Source organism: Roseateles sp. GW821-FHT09H10 (assembly GCF_059415865.1).
In genome coordinates this window covers 787,798-804,356 of sequence record NZ_JBWKOB010000002.1, presented here as the reverse complement: position 1 = coordinate 804,356, position 16,559 = coordinate 787,798, and the positions used below count along the sequence as shown (strand labels likewise).

The following is a 16,559-nucleotide window of genomic DNA, read 5'->3' as shown; positions in this document are numbered from 1 at the left end:
TGCCATGAGTGCCGTCCTCCCCGCGCCCGCCCAGGTCGCTCCTCGCCCGGTCTGGCAGCCGTCGTTGACACGGCTCGCGCTGCAATTGCTGTCCATCGCCGGCTGCCTGCTGGCCTGGCAGCTGGCGTGTGCTTACCGCATCAACCTCGGTTTCGTCACCTTCGCCAACACGCCGCGGCCGGCCGAGGTGCTGGAGGCGGCCTGGCAGCTGGCGCAGTCGCCCAAGCTGTGGCCGCATCTGTCCAGCAGCCTGATGCGCGTCGGCGCGGGGTTTGGACTCGCGGCCCTGCTGGGTGTCGGCCTGGGCCTGCTGATCGGCCGCGTGCAGCTCGCGCGCCGCCTGCTGCTGCCGCCGCTGGAGGTGCTGCGCCCCATCCCCGCCGTCGCGTGGATCCCGCTTTCCATCCTGATGTTTCCCTCGTCCGAGGGCAGCATGATCTACATCACCTTCGTCGGCGCCCTCTTCCCCATCCTGCTCAACACCATCCATGGCGTCGAAGGCGTGGACGCCCGACTCGTCGCTTCGGCGCGAGGCCTGGGCACGCGCGGCTGGCGGCTCTTCACCGAGGTGGTCGCGCCCGGCGCGGCGCCAAGCATCGTCACGGGCCTGTCCATCGGCATGGGCACCTGCTGGTTCTGCCTCGTCACCGCCGAAATGATCGCCGGCCAGTACGGCATCGGCTACTACACCTGGGAGAGCTACACGGTGCAGGCCTATCCCAACATCGTCGTCGGCATGCTGGTCATCGGCGCCCTGGGCATGGGCAGCAGCGCCCTCATCCAATGGGCAGGCGCCAGGCTCATGCCCTGGCAGAGAGGCAAGCGATGAGCGCAGGACGCATCCACGTCGAGCACCTGTCCATTGCACTGGGCGAAGGCCCGGCCCGCTTCGAAGTGCTGCGCGACCTGTCGGTCACGATAGAACCGGGCGAGTTTGTCTGCCTGCTCGGTCCCTCGGGCTGCGGCAAGTCCACGCTGCTGGGCGCACTGGCCGGCCATCTGTCGCCGTCGCACGGCCGTGTGACGCTGGATGGCGAGGCCATCAGCGGCCCCGACCCCGACCGCGGCCTCGTGTTCCAGCAGCACACGCTGTTCCCGTGGAAGACCGTGCTCGACAACGTCGGCTATGGCCTGAAGATGAAGGGCGTGCCGCGAGCCGAGCGCGAGCAGCGGGCGGCCGAGCTGCTGCAGCTCGTCGGCCTGCAAGGCTTCGAGCGCCGCTATCCGCGCGAGCTGTCGGGCGGCATGCAACAGCGCGTCGAGATCGCCCGCGTCCTCATCAACCACCCCCGCGTGCTGCTGATGGACGAGCCGTTTGGCGCGCTCGATGCACTGACGCGCAGCCGCATGCAGGAGCTGCTGCTGGAGCTGTGGGCACGCATGCGCACCACCGTCGTCTTCGTCACTCACGACATCGACGAAGCCCTGTTCCTGGCCGACCGCGTCCTCGTCATCGGCCCGCGGCCGGGGCGCATCGTCGAGGAGCTGAAGCTGGACTTCACCCGTCCGCGCAGCGCCGCCCTGCTGACCGACCCCGAGTTCGTCCAGCTCAAGCGCCGCTGCCTGGCGCTGCTGCGCGAGGACGGCCATGCGCCGCCGCTCGAACGCCTTTCACCCTTGGGTGCGCCGCAATGGCGCTTTGCCACATGACCGATCTGCTGGACCCCGAAGTGCAGGCCCTGCTGGAGCGCCTGGCCGATGCCGACCCCGGCGTGCGCCGCGTTGCCGTGCTGGACTTCACCGACATCGAGGACGCCGCGGTGCTGCCTGCCCTCGCGCAACTGCTGCGGGACGACCCCGATGCCACGCTGCGCGCCGAGGCTGCCCGCGCGCTGGCCGGCTGGGACGAACCCGCCGTTGTCGACGCCCTCGCCGCCGCGCTGAGCGACACCGCCGAAGTCTCAGGCGCCGCCGCCCAGGCCCTGACCGAGCTGAAAGACCCGCGCTCCGGCGAACGCCTGCTGGCCCATGCCGCTTCGCCGGACGCCTTCATCAGCGCCTCTGCCTTGCGCGCCCTGCGCGAGCTGCGTGTGCCTGCCGCCGCGGCGCCCGCGCTCGCCGCCTTGCAACATGCCGACGCCGGCGTGCGCCGCGAGGCCGTCGCCGTGCTGGGCTGGCTCAAGCACGCCGCCGCCTTGCCGCTGCTGACCCGCGTCGTCATCGCCGATGCCGACACCGAAGTGCGCCGCGCCGCCGCCGGCGCCCTGGGCCTGGCGGCGCCCGAGCAGGTGGCCACGGTGCAGGCTGCACTGTGCGAATCCTTGCGGGACGCCGCCTGGACCGTGCGCGAGGAAGCAGCCTCCACGCTGGGCAAGCTGCGCGCCACGGCTGCCGCCACCGCGCTGCGGGCGGCAATGGACGACGGTTACTGGCAGGTGCGCCTGCGTGCCGCCCGGGCCCTCGGCCGCATTGCCGACACCCAGGCCCTGCCCGTGCTGAGCGCCGCCCTCATCCACCCGGCCGGCAACCTGCGCAAGGAGGCGGCCATCGCCCTGGGCGACATCGGCGACGCCAGCGCCGTTGCCGCGCTGCAAGCCGCCGCTGCCGATCCCGATCCCGAGGTCCGCAAGGCCGTGCGGCTGTCACTGCAGCGCCTGGGCGCGCGAGCGGGAGTCGACCGATGAGCGGGCTGCCCGAGGCCGTCGAGCTGACACCCGACGCGCTGCGCCTGCAGTGGGCCGACGGCATCTCTCAGCTGGCCGCTTCCCGGCTGCGTGCCGTCTGCCGCTGCGGTGGCTGCCGGGCACGGGCGCCCGAGCTGGCGGTGCCGGTCCTGCTCGTCGATGCGCAGCCCGTCGGCAGCTACGCGTTGCAGCTGATCTTCAGCGACGGCCACGACCGCGGCATCTATCCCTGGGTCTGGTTGCGCGAGCTGTCGTCGGCCACCTCGACCACGGAGGGCTTGGCCGGCCAGGCCCCTCCCGCGCTGAAGGCCGCCCAGGCCCAGCTCACCCAGCGCAGCAGCGATGTTGCCAGCCACAGCGCCCAGGCCAGCATCAGCACGCGGTAGAGCCACATCGGCGCGCTGAGTACCCAGGCGCCGGCCGTGTGCTCGGTGAAGCGGTCGGACAGCCAGCTCAGCTCATGGCTGCTGGAGCCCGGGCCCGCGATCATCAGGTCGGGATGGCCGAGCAGGCCGGTGCGCAGCACGTCCAGCAGGGCGCCGATGGCGAACAGCGTCCAGCCCACCAGCAGCAGCTGCACGAGGATGCGTTGCCAGCGTGCCGCGTCCGGCATCGCCAGCATCCAGCGTCGGCGCGCCTCCAGCAGGGCGAACCAGCCGGCCAGCAGGCCGAGAGCCCACAGCGACACCGGCGCCACGCCCAGGGCCAGGATCAGCCAGGCCGGCCGCGTCATGATGCCGGGCAGGCCGCGCGGCGCGAACCAGGCCAGCACGAGCACGACGACCAGCACGCCCCAGATCAGCACGGCCGGCCCCATCAGCGGCCCGCCGACGGCGAGCACGATGCGGTCCTGCGGCACGTTCAGCGTCAGCGCGTCGTTGACGCCCGGCAGGCTCAGGCGCAGGCCCTCGTGGCGCCACCAGGTCCCCATGCCCTCGGGGGTGCGCCAGCGGATCTGCACCTCCTGGGCGCCCGGTGTCAGCGGCAGGGTCACGGCGCCCTCGCGCAGCTGCAGCGGCAAGGTGTCGCCGCGCAGCTTCACTTCCAGCAGCTCGGCGCCGGCGGGCAGCTTGATGGCGTGCGGTCCGCCAAGGCTGGCCCGCAGCTTCAGGTTCAGCTGCACTTCGGTGCTGCGCTCGCCGGGATCGAGGGTGGTGCGGGCGCTGTCCAGCGTCAGCGTCTGGCCGGGAATGCCGGCGGGCTTGGTGATGGCCAGCTTCAAGGTCTCGCCGGGCCAGGGTCGCCATTCGGGCTGCCACTGGCCGCTTTGCTGCAGCGCCGTCGCGGCCAGGCCGCTGGCGTCCACATGCCATTGGGCGGAGGCGTCCAGCGTCCAGCGTTCGACCTGGTGCGGCTCCTTGCCGGCCACCAGCGTCAGCGACTCGCCGGGCTTGAGCGTGCTGGCGATCTCGGCCTGCTCCTCGCCGCCGAGCTGCAGGCTGGCCACGCCACCCTCCACCGTCACGCGTGCATCGCTGACGGCCTCGCCCGGCAGCAGGGCCCAGCGCACGCGCAGCGGCGCGCGGCTGGGCGCCAGGCGCTGGATGTGGGTCTGCACCTGCCAGCGCAGGCCGAGCTGCAGCAGCCGGTCCACGCGCACCAGCGGCGGCAGGGCGTCGCGCTGCGTGCCCGCGTCTTCGCTGCGGCTCGTGCCGCCACCGGCCTCGCGGCTCAGCGTGATGGCGCCGGTGCTCTGGCCGCGCGGGTCCAGGCCGGCCAGGGCCCAGCCCTTCAGCTCGCTCTGCAGCGCGCGCGGCGGCAGCGGCAGCGTGATGTCCAGGCCACTGGCGCCACCCACGTCGGCACTCAGCACGACCTGGTGCACGCCGGCCGGCACGGCGATCAGCAGCCGGCCTTCGTCATCGCGGCGCGTCGCGGCGGGTTGCCCGTCCAGCGTGATGCTGGCCGGCTGCCAGCCGGTGCCCTGGCCGGGCAGCGGCACCGCCACCAGGGCCTGGGCATGGATCTCGGCGCGCAGCTGCACCGTCGAGCCCGCCGCGCTGACGATCAGCCGCGACAGTTCGGCGCAGCGCGGCAGGCAGTCGGGCGGCGCTGCGAGCTTGTCGCGCATGGCCTTGAGCTGCTCCTCGCTCGGCCAGGCCGCCTGGGCTTCGCTCGGTGGGGGCGTCAGGCCCAGCAGCAACAGCAGAGCGGCGGCTGCCGCGCCGGCACCCATGCGGGGCGCGCGCAGCTGGGGCGGCCTCAGGCCGGTGACGACGATGAGGGCCAGGGCCAGCAGGGTCAGGCCGACGAGCTTCAGCAGCGCGGTGGCCCAGGGTGGCAGCAGCCACAGTTTCAGCGTCTGCTCGGGAGTGACCGGGCCGCTCCAGCTCAGCATGTGGCCGCGCCAGCTCCAGGTCGGCAGGCCGGGGCCGGTCTGCACGCGGGCATTGGGGTCGACGCGTTCCATGGGCACACGCTTTTGCATCGGCTCGTACTTGGCCGGTGGCGCCGGTGAGGCGGAAACCTGGAATTCGGGCGGCGGCAACATCTTTTCTTCCACGATGCGCACCCCGTCCGGCGCCCTGATTTCCCTTGCGGCATTCATGGCCCACGCTTGCGGTTCCAGGCTGGGATAGAGGGACTCCCGAACCTGCTGCACCGCGAAGGGCAGCAGCAGCAGGGCCAGCATGCCGGCCACCGCGAAGCGGCCGCGCGCAAACGCCGTCTGGGCGCGGCCCGCGGGCAGCAAGCGGGCCAGGGCCGTCAGCGCCAGCAGGCCGAACCACAGCGAGGCCGGCGGGCTGCCGGGCGTGTGCCAGGTCAGCACCAGGGCCAGGCCGAGCAGCACGCCGACGCGCCAGCCGAGCAGCCGGTAGGCGGCCAGGGCGGCCAGCAGCACGAAGAAGAAGTCCCACAGCGTCCACATGCCGACCCAGGCGCCGCTGGCGCTGCTGGGGCCTTGGGCATGCAGCAGTCGCCAGCCGGGTGGCAGCTGCAACTGGGCGCGCAGCTTGTCGACGCTGACGCTCCAGCCGCTGGCGGGCAGCAGGGTGTCGGTGGGCCAGCGGCTGTCGGCTTCGATGGCGGTGTTGCGCTCGCGCACCTCGAAGCCGGCGAGGCCGTCGGCGGCCAGGCGGGTGATGGGTTGGTCCTGCGTGTTCAACGCCGCGCGGCCGAGCTGGCCGGGTGCGGGCATGGCCAGGCGCGAGCTGGCCGACAGCTGACCGATGAACTTGTCGTTGGCCGTCAACCCGCGGCCGTCGAAGTCCAGCCACAACCGGCGCTCAAGGGTCAGCGCGTCGGGCGCGGGCTTGGCATTGCCGCGCTGCAGCTCGGTCAGCTTCAGCGTCTCGCCGGGCTTGAGCCGGAAGGCCGGCAGCGCGCGCCAGGCTTCGGGCATCTCCACCTGGCGCGGGTCGACGCTGGCCGGTCCTTCGGGGCGGATCAGGCGCAGCTCGGGCGCGGCCTTGACGACCCAGACCTCTTCGTCCGGCGCCCCCTCGGGCAGCTTGAGCGCCTGCACCGGCGCACTGAGACGCGCCCGCAGCTCGATATGCCAGTTGCCGGGGCGGGCCTGCACGATGAGGCGGCCGTCTTCGGCGAGTCGTGTGGGCAAGGGGCTGTCGAGCTGCATGGCGCGCAGGCCCGGCAGCAGCGCCAGCGGCAGTTCCACCGCGCGGGCGCGGCCGGCCACGCGCAGGTCGAAGGCCGTCGTCACGGTCAGCGGCAGCTCGTCGTCGACGAGGCGCACGGTCTGGATGCTGACGCTGTCGCTGGCCTCGGCCGGGCTGGCGACGGCACGCAGCCAGATGCGGCCATCGCCATCGGGCGCGCGCGCCTGGCTGGCGCCGTCGCTGCTGACGACGATGGCCGCGAGATGGGCCGGCACGGCCAGGTTCTGCGGCATGCCACCGGCCCAGCCGATGTGCCCTTCGATGACGTGTGCACCCGGCGCGAGCCAGACGGCCGGGTGGCCGTCCACCTCGACGACGGCCAGCGCCTTGCCACCCGCCTTGACGTCCTGCGGCCAGGCGCCGGCCTCGCCGGGCAGGGCCACGCGGCCCGGTGCGCCGAAGACCTGCACCTCCAGCTTGAAGCTCGCGTCGCGCGGCCCGGCATTCAGCTGCAGGCGGCCCGGCCAGACGCACACCGGCGTCTCCCCTTCGGCCGCGCCCGCGGGGCAGCCCAGCGGTGGCTGGCCTTGGGCTGCCCAGGGCAGCCAGTCGCGCGTGGCGGCAGGCAGTTCGGCGGGTGTCAGCGGTGCAGCCTGGGCGGCCAGGCTAGCCAGCAGGCACAGCAGCGTCGTCGCGAATCGCTTCATGTTGTCTCTCCCAGTGCGCGGGATTCCAACACAGCGAAGCAGCCGTTCAACCGCGCTTGTCGCGGGTGCGCCGGATGCGGCTGGCGGTGCCGCGAGATGCGACTCCGGCCGGGTGGATGCGATAGTGCGGCGACCGAAGCCCAGCCTTGCACGACGCTTTCATGACCGCCCTCGCCCCCGTGTCCGCTGCCCCCTCCGAAGCAGAGCCGCGAGAGTCATGGCCTGAGCTGGTGCTGACGCTGCTGACCGCCAGGCGCGCGCCGTCGCTGGCCCTGCACTGCCTGCTGGCGTGGCCGGTGGCCATGTTGCCCAGCCTGGCCTTCATCGGCCTGGCCTATGGCCTGGCTCTGATGTTGGGCGTGGACGTGACCGCCGTCGCGCCACCCGATCGCGAGGCATCGTTCAAGGAGTTTTTCGGCGTGGTGGTCTTTGCGCCGCTGGCCGAGACGCTGTTGCTTGGAGGCCTGCTGTGGCTGCTGGGTCGCCTGTCGAGCCGGCCCCTGTTAATCGCCATGGCCGCCGGCGTGCTGTGGGGCGGCTTGCACGGCGCGCAGGGCCTGCTCTGGTTCTTCGGCACCTTCTGGAGCTTCTATGTCTTCAGCTGCGGCTACCTGGCCTGGCGGCCGCTGGGCTGGATGCGTGCCTTCGCCGTCGCAGCCGTGCCGCATTTGCTGATCAACCTGACGGTGATGAGCCTGGTACTGCTGCTGGCCTGAGGGTCAGGCCAGCGCACGTTCAGGGCTTCACGCGCACGATGCGGCCGTGGGCCTCCAGCACCAGGTAGAGCAGGCCATCCGGGCCTTCGCGCACATCGCGCATGCGGCCGGCGTCCGGGAAGAGGCGCTCCTGTTCCGCCAGGCGATCGTCAGCGCCGAGCTTGACGCGCTCCAGGTGGCCGAACTTCAGCGAGCCGATGAAGAAGCTGCCCTGCCAGGCCGGACCGTATTTGGCGCTCCTGAGCTTGGCCATGCCTGCCGGCGCGATGGAGGGCACCCACTTGACGACGGGCTGCTCCATGCCGGCCTTGGCCGCGATGCCCTCGCCGATCCTGCCGCCGCCGTAGTTCTCGCCGTAGGTGATGACGGGCCAGCCGTAGTTCAGCTTCGGGCTGATGAGGTTGAGCTCGTCGCCGCCCTGGGGCCCGTGCTCGTGCTCCCACAGCCGCCCCTTCTCGTCCAGCACCAGGCCTTGCGAATTGCGGTGGCCGTAGCTCCAGATCTCGGGCAGGGCGCCGGCTGTCTTGGCATAGGGGTTGTCGGCCGGCACGCTGCCGTCCTTGTCGATGCGGATGATCTTGCCGAAGTGGTTGTCCAGCGTCTGGGCGCGGTCCATGCCCTTGTAGCGCTCGCCCAGGCTGAGGAAGAGCTTGCCGTCCGGCGCCTCGACGATGCGGCAGCCGAAGTGCAGCCGGCTCTCCATCTTGGGCTGCTGGCTGAAGAGGACCTTGACGTCGGTCAGGCGCTTGTTGTCGGCGCTCAGCCTGGCGCGGGCCAGGGCCGTGCCGTTGGTCTTGTCCGCGCCGGGCTCGGCGTAGCAGAAGTAGACGGTGCGGTTCCTGGCGAAATCGCTGTCGGTGATGACGTCCAGCAGGCCGCCCTGGCCCACGGCATCGACGGCCGGCACGCCCGCGATGGGCGCGCTGGGCTTGCCGCCGGGCTTGGCCGTGCGCATCGTGCCGTCACGTTCGGTGATGAGGAACTGGCCGTCGGGCAGAAAGGCGACCGCCCAGGGGGTCTTCAGGCCGTCGACGACGGTTTCGAGTTCGGGGGCGGCCTGGGCGAGGCTGCAGCCCAGGGCGAGAACGGAGAGGAGGAGACGCTTGCTCATCGGAGTGGAGTGGGGGGCGAGGCGCGGGGGGACGCGCATCATCGCAGCAGGAAGCCGGCACGCCGTTTGCCCACGGAGCCGCCATGCAGCGCTATCTCAACCGCAGCGGTGAATCCGGCGTCGTCGGCTATGAGCTGGGCCCGGCCAGCATCGCGGTGCGTTTCATCGACGGTTCGGTCTATGTCTACGACGCGGAGCGGCCGGGTGCGGAGCCGGTCGACGAGATGAAACGACTCGCCCAGGCCGGGCGGGGCTTGAGCAGCTATATCAGCCGCTTCGTGCAGCAGAACTACGCCAGGAAACTGCGCTAGGCGCGGCGCATCACGACGAGCAGCCCGTCGACGGCCTCGTCGCTTTCCTTGCGGATGGCGCAGCGCGTCGACGATTCGAGGCAGAGACCGTGTGTGTCCGCCAGACGCTGCAGATAGCGCTGAGAATGGGCATAGCGGCGCTTGGCGCCAAGGCGGAAATCGGTCTCGTCCTCGCAGGCCTCGACGGAGAAGGCGAACAAACCGCCGGTGCGCAGCGCGGCCGCGGTGGCGGCGAAGACGGCCTCCAGGTCGCCGATGTAGACGAAGACGTCGGCGGCCACAGCGATGTCGAAACGACCCGGCTGGCCCTCCAGCGCCGCGGCGATGTCGCCCTGCACCAGCTCGTCGTACAGGTCCAGCTCGCGCGCCTTGGCCAGCATCAGGCCCGACAGGTCCACGCCGGTCAGCCGTGCAGCCAGCGGCCGCAGCAGCGGCCCGCACAGGCCGGTGCCGCAGCCGAGGTCGATGACTTGCCCGCCCCCTGCCGGCTGGGCGCGCTGCAACTCGGCCACCAGCAGCTCGGGCGTGCGATAGCCCAGGGTCTTGACGAGGTGGCTGTCGAAGTTGTGGGCATACATGTCGAACAGGGCCTCGACATAGCCGGCTGGTGCCGTCGTCGGGGCGCTGCCCACGCCCAGGGCCGCCAGCGCGTACTGGATCTGGTCGACGTCCTTGCCCAGGGCCAGCGCCTGCTGGAAGGCTTCGATGGCCTGGCCGCGCCGGTGCAGGGCCAGCAGGCATTCGGCGCGGCCGATCAGCGCCTCGGAGTAGGCGGGCTGCAAGGCCAGGGCCGCATCGAAGCTGGCCAGGGCCTCGTCGGGCCTCTCCAGTGCGCGCAGGCTGGTGCCGCGGTTGCGCAGGGCCTTGGCGTCCTCTGGCCGCACGGCCAGGGCGCGCTCGAAGGCCTGCACGGACTCCTGGTGGCGGCCCAGGCTGCCCAGGGTGTTGCCGAGGTTGTTCAGGGCCGGGGCGCTGTCGGGGCGCTGGGCCAGGGCGCGGTTCAGCAGGGTCAGGGCCTCGTCGAAGCGGTCGGTCTGGCCGCAGAGGACGCCCAGCAGGTGCAGGGCGTCGAAGTGCGTGGGCGCCGTGCGCAGCACGCGGCGGTAGAGCGGCTCGGCCTCGGCCAGACGGCCCTGCTGGTGCAGGGCCAGGCCCTTGTCGAAGTCCGTCGGCATCAGTCGTCCCACAGGCTGCTGACCAGGCTGAGCCCGACCGCGAACAGGTCCACCGCCAGGCCGCCACCGGTGAGCCGGGCGTCGGAGGGCCAGACCTCCATGCGGCCGGCGTGCGAACGCTGGCGCGCCATCGCCAGCATGGCATCTGCGACTGCCGTCGCGGGGACGGGGGCCGCGGGCCGGGCATAGTGCTCCAGCGCCTTCTGCACCGCGGCCGGGTCCAGCAGCGACAGGGCCGAGCGGCAATGCGAACAGGCGTCCTCCTTGCGCAGGTCCACCGGCGCGCCGCAGTTGCTGCAATTGATGACGCCGACCTTCTTCGCGATGTCGGCGATCTCGGGCTTGGTGAGCTGGCGCACGAAGCCCTTCTCGATCATGAAGGACGAGAAGCTGCTGAAGCGGCCATGCTGGGCGGGGCAGCGATGGGTGATGTAGCGCCCGCTGCGCACGATGTCGAAGCCCTGCACCAGGCCGCCACGGCATTGCGCGCAGCGCAGCCGGCCGGCCAGCGGCGCATGCGGCTCGTCGTTGTGCCTGTGCATCTGCTTGAACATCGTCGCCACCGCAGCAGGGGCCAGCTTGAGGTTCTCCATGCTGTCGAACCAGATGCCTTGGCAGCCGAAGCAGAAGTCGATCTCGACCCGGCTGTCGTACTGGCCGGGCAGCTCGTGCACTTCCATGGGGTTGCTGCAGGACGGGCAAGGGCGGGACGCAGGCGTGGGCATGGCGTGATGGTAGCGAGCCGTTACATGCGGCCAGTGATCGAGGGATTGCCGCCTGCGCGCTGCGGCTGCTGCAATGCGCGCCGTCCCGAGCTCTTCACTTCAACATGCCTCGCCTGTCTTCCTTCTGCCTTGTCACGGCCCTGTCCCTGTCCGCCTTGTCGGCCGCTGCCGCTCCCGTCCTCGAGGTCAACCCCGGCCTCTGGACCTCCGACAGTGAGATCTGGATCAACGGCCAGTCGATCAAGCCCGGAGTCACGGCCTTGCGAGCCAAGCTGCGCAGCCGCCTCACCGATGAGCAGAAGGCCGAGATGGACAAGCAGCAGGCCGCGGAGAAGCAGGCCTGCCTGACGCCGCAGCAATCCAAGATCGACCTGGCCGCCTATCTGGAGTCGGCCCTCAGCGGCTCCGGTCCCTGGAAGTGCGAGACGACCGGCGTCAAGCTCACCAGCAGCGAGGCGGTCGGCAGCTATGCCTGCCGCACCGGCGGCGGCGGCCTGACCCAGGGCAAGTTCAACGCCACCTACGGGCCCAGCAGCTACCGCATCGAACTCAACGGACGCGGCAATGCCGTGGACGGACGCACCGGCAACGCCATCGGCGCCCAGGAGATGGACCAGCGCATGCTGTCCACCGGCCGCTGGCTCGGATCGTCCTGCTGACGGCGCTGGCGCCTCAGCGGCTGCGGCGGCCCTGGCGCCAGCCGATGGCGGCCAGGCCGGCGAGGAGCATCGCGAGCGTGCCGGGCTCGGGCACCGGCGCGGTCGAGAAGCGGTAGTCGGCGCCGGAAGCCGAGGTCAGCGCATAGCCGCTGAGTTCGACGCCCTCGACGGTCAGGCTGGTGATGCCGCCCCAGTACAGGGTGTGGCCGAAGGCAGCGGCGGCATTGGCATTGGCGCCGATGATGGGTGAGACCGAGGTGGCTTGGTAGGGCCGGGCCGAGGACTCGGCCTGGGTGATGGCCGTCATCGTCATCGAGCCCAGGGCCCAGCCGTCGCTGCCGAAGCTGATGGCCGCCGTGACCGCGAAAGCGCCGCCCGCCGCGTTGCTGCTGTTCGAGATGCCGTTGCTGGCCTCCAGCACGCTGCCGCTGAGGCCCACGTTCTGGCCGAAGAAGCTGGCGCTGAAGTTGTAGCTGGCACCCGCATTCGTCGCGCTGTTCGGCGACCCGCTGGCCGACGCGCCGATGCCGCCGGAGAAGAAGAGGGTGCCGGTCAACATCCCGGTTTTGCCGGCCGGGCCTTGTATCGCGACCCAGTCCACGAAGCTCGCGCTCGACCAGCCAATGCCGGTGTGGCTGGCGGTGCCGGTGCTGTGGGTGTCGGCGTTGGAGGTGAGGCTGGCCTTGCCAAAGCCGGCGCTGGCCATGCTCCCGGCGTTCACGCCGTTCGATACCGAGGCACAACCCGCCGACGCAGTGCTGGTGCCGATCTGCAGGCCGCTGTCACAGGCATTGCCGGCAAAGTCCGTGCTGGTGGCCTGCGCGTAGGCCTGGGCAGCCGGCAGCGCGGGCTGGGCCTGGGCGGCGCTGGCGAGGGCCATGGCAGCCGCCACGGCGGTCCAGGCGAGGGGGAATGCAGTGCCGGGCATGGGCGCCTCCTGGATTCAGGACGCGCAAGCAAACCACAGCCGCTGCCGGCCCACAATCCCGACGCCTGCCGGGCTCCCTCAAGGCGTAGGAAGTTGCGCCCCCCAGCGAGGGGGCTTCAGCCGTCCAGGCGCTGCTGGAACACCAGGCCCGCGTGCTCGCGCAGCGCGTGGAACTTGATCTTGGGCCAGTTGGCCTCGATGGCGCGCAGCTCGGGGGCGTACTCGACCAGCACGGTCGGCGCGTCCACCGCGTCATAGGCCATGCGGTGGTCGTTGGCGTCGATGAAGCGCTTCAGCTCGGCGGGCTCGTCGCAGGTCACCCAGCGCGCCACCTGGAAGCGGCTGGGCATGATGCGGGCCTTGCAGCCGTACTCGTGCTCCAGGCGGTGGGCGACGACCTCGAACTGCAGCTGGCCGACGGCGCCCAGCAGCAGCACGCTGCCGGCGATGGGGCGGAACACCTGGATGGCGCCCTCTTCTCCGAGCTGCTGCAGGCCGGCCTTGAGCTGCTTGGTCTTCAGCGGGTCGGCCACCTCGACGGCGCGGAACATTTCCGGCGCGAAGAAGGGCAGGCCGGTGTACTGCAGGGCCTCGCCTTCGGTGATGGTGTCGCCCAGCTGCAGCACGCCGTGGTTGGGGATGCCGATGATGTCGCCGGCAAAGGCCTCGTCCAGCAGCTCGCGCTTCTGGCTCATGAAGGTCACGACGCTGTTGGGGCGCAGGCTTTTTCCCGAGCGCACCACCTTCAGGTTCATGCCGCGTTCGAAGCGGCCCGAGGCCACGCGCAGGAAGGCGATGCGGTCGCGGTGGGCCGGGTCCATGTTGGCCTGGATCTTGAAGACGACGCCGGTGAACTTGGGCTCCTCCGGCTGCACGGTGCGCTGCATGGCCTGGCGCGAATCGGGCGGCGGGGCCAGCTCGACGAGGGCGTCCAGCACTTCCTGCACGCCGAAGTTGTTGACGGCCGAGCCGAAGAACATCGGCGTCTGCTTGCCGGTCAGGAAATCTTCGCGGTTGAACTCCGGCGCGGCCTCGCGCACCAGCTCGATCTCGCCCTGGGCGTTCTCGTACTGCATGCCGAAGCGCTCGGCATAGGCCGGGTTGTCCAGGCCTTCCAGAACTTCCTCGGTGCCGGCGGCGCGGTCCTCGCCGGGAGCGAAGACGCGCATGCGCTGCTGGCGCAGGTCCATCACGCCGTGGAACTGCTTGCCCATGCCGACCGGCCAGGTGAAGGGCACGACCGTCATGCCCAGCTCGCGCTCGATCTCGTCCATCAGCGCCAGCGGCTCCTGCACCTCGCGGTCCATTTTGTTGACGAAGGTCAGGATGGGCGTGTTGCGGGCGCGGCAGACCTGCAGCAGGCGGCGCGTCTGCGGCTCGACGCCGTTGGCCGCGTCGATGACCATCAGCGCCGCGTCGACGGCGGTCAGCACGCGGTAGGTGTCTTCCGAGAAGTCCTGGTGTCCAGGTGTGTCCAGCAGGTTGATGACGCAGTCGCGGTACTCCATCTGCATGACGGACGAGGCCACCGAGATGCCGCGCTGCTTTTCGATCTCCATCCAGTCCGAGGTCGCATGGCGGCTGGCCTTGCGCGCCTTGACCGAGCCGGCGATCTGGATTGCGCCCGAGAACAGCAGCAGCTTCTCCGTCAGCGTGGTCTTGCCGGCGTCGGGGTGGCTGATGATGGCGAAGGTGCGGCGGCGGCGGACTTCCGTCTCGATGCGGCTGGCGATGGGTTCGGACATGGAGTTCTTCTGGCGGGCTAACCCGCGATTATCCGTGGCCGCCCCACGCCGCCCTGAAGCGGCGGGAAGGGACTCTCGGGCGCGGCAAAAGGGCAAAAGTCGGCATCCCCGGCGGCGGCGGGTGCCGAAAGCGCTGGAGCGCGGAGGGCCGCTGGATTATGGTTGTCGGGTTTGGCAAGACGGGACGGCAATGGACAAGCAGGTCGACATGAAGCGGGTGCAGGAGCTGGTGGCGGACCTGCGCGAGCCCAAGCCGCACATCTTCTACACGGATCTGCTGCTCAGCGCCGGCCTGGGCTGGGCCTGCTTCGCGGTGGCCGTGCTGCCCGGGCAGGGCCTGGTGCGCGCGCTCGCCTTCGTGGCCGCCGTGCTGCTGCTCTACCGCAGCCTGGCCTTCATCCACGAGATCTTCCACCAGCAGGGTATGAAGGCCTTCCGCCACACCTGGCATGCGTTGTCGGGCGTGCCGCTGCTGATTCCCTTCATGCTCTACCTGCCCATCCACCAGGGCCACCACAACAAGGCCACCTACGGCACCAAGGAAGACGGCGAATACGACCAGTTCCATGGCCGCGCCGGCCTGGCCAGCGCCAAGCTGTTCGCGCTGAACCTGGCGCTGCCGCTGGCCCTGTGGGTGCGCTTCGCCATCCTGACGCCGCTGGCCATGGTGCTGCCGCCCATCCGCGAAAAGATGATCCCGGAGTTCGTCCACATGGCCCTGCGCATGCCCTTCCGGGCCCCGGCCATCAAGGAGAGCGCCCGCGCCGAGGCGCTGAAGATCGAATGGTGGTGCTGCGCCTGGGCCTGGACGCTGGTGGCCATCGGCGTCTTCGCCGGCTGGGTCTGGGTGGGCGCCTGGGCCCTGCTCGTCATCGCCATCGCCACGCTGAACACCATCCGCGCCATGGGTGGGACGCACCTCTATGTCGAGGAGCTGGAGGGGCGCGACGCACGCGGCCAGCTGCTGGACTCGCTGAACGTGGACTCCAACGGCCCGATCTCGGTGCTGCTCTGCCCGGTGGGCCTGCGCTTCCATGCGCTGCACCATGTGGCGCCCTATCTGCCCTATCACGCCATGCCGACGGCCCACCGCCGGCTGATGGAGCAATTGCCGGCCGGCTCTGAATACCACCAGGTGACGGTGGGTTCGGTGGCCGAGGGCATCAGCCGGCTGCGCCAGGCCACCCGCGCGGTCAGGCCGGCGGCAGGAAAGGCTTGATGACGCCGAGCACCCGCTCGACGTAGGCCTCTTTCTCGCCCACCGGCGCCGCATAGGTCAGCGCGCTGCGGGCGGCGTCCAGGCCGGCCCGCGAGGCCATGACCCAGGCGGCCAGGTATTGCGAGGCCAGGCAGCCGCCGGCCGTGGCGATGGGGCCGCGGGCGAAGAAGGGCTCCTCGACGACGCGCACGCCGGCCTCCACCACCCAGGGCTTGGTGGTCGAGTCGGTACAGGCCGGCATGTCGGCCAGCAGGCCGAGGCGTGCCATCAGCAGGGTGCCCGAGCACTGGCCGCCAATGAGCTGGCGCACCGGGTCGAGCTGCAGGCGGTCCAGCAGTACGCGGTCGTTGGCGATGGCGCGGGTGTGGATGCCGCTGCCGAACAGCACGACATCGGCCTCGTTGGCGAACTCCAGCGGCTGCTGGGCCATCACGGTGACGCCGTTCATCGACGTCACCTGGGCGCTCGGGCTGGTGATGGCTGCCGACCAGCCCTGGGCGAACAGCCGGTTGATCAGCCCCAGCGCGATGAAGCTGTCGAGCTCGTTGAAGCCGTCGAAGGTGAGGACGGCGACCTTCATCACTCTTCCAGCAGGCTCCTGAGCATCCATGCCGTCTGCTCATGCACCGTCAGGCGCTGGGTCAGCAGGTCGGCACTCGGCTCGTCGCCGGCCTTGTCGACCAGCGGGAACAGCGCGCGTGCCGTGCGCGCGACGGCCTCGTGGCCCTGCATCAGCACCTCGACCATCTTCATGGCCTTGGGCGGCACGGCGGGCGCGTCAGGCAGGCCGCTGAGCTTGGCGAACTGGGCATAGCTGCCGGGCGCCGGGAAACCCAGCGAGCGGATGCGCTCGGCGACGGGGTCGACGGCGTTCCACAGCTCGGTGTACTGGGCCATGAACATCGCATGCAGGCTGTTGAACATCGGCCCCGTGACGTTCCAGTGGAAGTTGTGCGTCGTCAGGTAGAGCGTGTAGGTCTCGGCCAGCAGCTTGGACAGGCCGGCGGCGATAGCGGCGCGGTCCTTCTCGCTGATGCCGATGCTGATGGCGGGGGTGGCGGACTTCTTGGCCATGCGGGGCT

15 protein-coding genes are annotated in these 16,559 nt (G+C 70.8%); 8 read left to right on the top strand and 7 right to left on the bottom strand.

Translation table 11 applies throughout. The features are described from left to right. Positions 1-4 precede the first annotated feature (4 nt). From AC07OY_RS11620 to AC07OY_RS11600, 5 genes are all read left to right on the top strand, one after another. Positions 5-829 (top strand): ABC transporter permease, encoded by an 825-nt coding sequence (locus AC07OY_RS11620; protein WP_495042732.1) that lies wholly within the window; start codon positions 5-7, stop codon positions 827-829. Further along, a complete protein-coding gene (locus AC07OY_RS11615; protein WP_495042731.1) occupies positions 826-1,650 on the top strand; it encodes an ABC transporter ATP-binding protein in 825 nt (274 codons plus the stop codon). The genes AC07OY_RS11620 and AC07OY_RS11615 overlap by 4 nt, the downstream gene beginning before the upstream one ends. Further along, positions 1,647-2,624, top strand: coding sequence for a HEAT repeat domain-containing protein (locus AC07OY_RS11610; RefSeq protein WP_495042730.1), 978 nt, complete (start codon positions 1,647-1,649; stop codon positions 2,622-2,624). Before AC07OY_RS11615 ends, AC07OY_RS11610 begins: the two co-directional genes overlap by 4 nt. Beyond that, positions 2,621-3,010 carry a DUF971 domain-containing protein gene (locus AC07OY_RS11605; RefSeq protein WP_495042729.1) on the top strand — a complete coding sequence of 130 codons (390 nt, stop codon included), beginning with the start codon at positions 2,621-2,623 and terminating at the stop codon, positions 3,008-3,010. The genes AC07OY_RS11610 and AC07OY_RS11605 overlap by 4 nt, the downstream gene beginning before the upstream one ends. A gap of 4,039 nt (positions 3,011-7,049) precedes the next feature. Further along, positions 7,050-7,604, top strand: a complete 555-nt coding sequence (locus AC07OY_RS11600; protein ID WP_495042728.1) for a hypothetical protein — start codon at positions 7,050-7,052, stop codon at positions 7,602-7,604. Positions 7,605-7,623: 19 nt separating this feature from the next. On the opposite strand, the gene AC07OY_RS11595 is transcribed toward AC07OY_RS11600, so the two are convergent. Next, positions 7,624-8,715, bottom strand: a complete 1,092-nt coding sequence (locus tag AC07OY_RS11595; RefSeq protein ID WP_495042727.1) for a PQQ-dependent sugar dehydrogenase — start codon at positions 8,713-8,715, stop codon at positions 7,624-7,626. An 83-nt stretch (positions 8,716-8,798) separates the two neighbouring features. Here AC07OY_RS11595 and AC07OY_RS11590 point away from each other — a divergent pair, with 83 nt between their 5' ends. Then, positions 8,799-9,026, top strand: a complete 228-nt coding sequence (locus AC07OY_RS11590; RefSeq protein ID WP_495042726.1) for a hypothetical protein — start codon at positions 8,799-8,801, stop codon at positions 9,024-9,026. Here the strand turns inward: AC07OY_RS11590 and AC07OY_RS11585 are convergent. Further along, positions 9,023-10,201 (bottom strand): tetratricopeptide repeat protein, encoded by a 1,179-nt coding sequence (locus tag AC07OY_RS11585; RefSeq protein WP_495042725.1) that lies wholly within the window; start codon positions 10,199-10,201, stop codon positions 9,023-9,025. The genes AC07OY_RS11590 and AC07OY_RS11585 overlap by 4 nt on opposite strands. Next, positions 10,201-10,926, bottom strand: coding sequence for a zf-TFIIB domain-containing protein (locus tag AC07OY_RS11580; RefSeq protein WP_495042724.1), 726 nt, complete (start codon positions 10,924-10,926; stop codon positions 10,201-10,203). The genes AC07OY_RS11585 and AC07OY_RS11580 overlap by 1 nt, the downstream gene beginning before the upstream one ends. A gap of 104 nt (positions 10,927-11,030) precedes the next feature. On the opposite strand from AC07OY_RS11580, the gene AC07OY_RS11575 reads away from it, so the two are divergent. Further along, complete coding sequence (locus tag AC07OY_RS11575) at positions 11,031-11,585, top strand: DUF3617 domain-containing protein (RefSeq protein WP_495042723.1); 555 nt, start codon at positions 11,031-11,033, stop codon at positions 11,583-11,585. Between the two features lie 13 nt (positions 11,586-11,598). On the opposite strand, the gene AC07OY_RS11570 is transcribed toward AC07OY_RS11575, so the two are convergent. After that, complete coding sequence (locus tag AC07OY_RS11570) at positions 11,599-12,513, bottom strand: PEP-CTERM sorting domain-containing protein (RefSeq protein ID WP_495042722.1); 915 nt, start codon at positions 12,511-12,513, stop codon at positions 11,599-11,601. Between the two features lie 116 nt (positions 12,514-12,629). After that, positions 12,630-14,258, bottom strand: coding sequence for a peptide chain release factor 3 (locus AC07OY_RS11565; protein ID WP_495042721.1), 1,629 nt, complete (start codon positions 14,256-14,258; stop codon positions 12,630-12,632). Between the two features lie 190 nt (positions 14,259-14,448). Between AC07OY_RS11565 and AC07OY_RS11560 the strand changes: the two genes are divergently transcribed. Continuing rightward, positions 14,449-15,477 (top strand): fatty acid desaturase family protein, encoded by a 1,029-nt coding sequence (locus tag AC07OY_RS11560; protein ID WP_495042720.1) that lies wholly within the window; start codon positions 14,449-14,451, stop codon positions 15,475-15,477. On the opposite strand, the gene AC07OY_RS11555 is transcribed toward AC07OY_RS11560, so the two are convergent. Both AC07OY_RS11555 and AC07OY_RS11550 read right to left on the bottom strand, forming a co-directional pair. Continuing rightward, entirely contained in the window at positions 15,452-16,057 is a 606-nt protein-coding gene (locus tag AC07OY_RS11555) for a DJ-1/PfpI family protein (protein ID WP_495042719.1), read from the bottom strand. The genes AC07OY_RS11560 and AC07OY_RS11555 overlap by 26 nt on opposite strands. Next, positions 16,057-16,551, bottom strand: coding sequence for a Dps family protein (locus tag AC07OY_RS11550; protein WP_495042718.1), 495 nt, complete (start codon positions 16,549-16,551; stop codon positions 16,057-16,059). The genes AC07OY_RS11555 and AC07OY_RS11550 overlap by 1 nt, the downstream gene beginning before the upstream one ends. Positions 16,552-16,559: the final 8 nt, after the last annotated feature.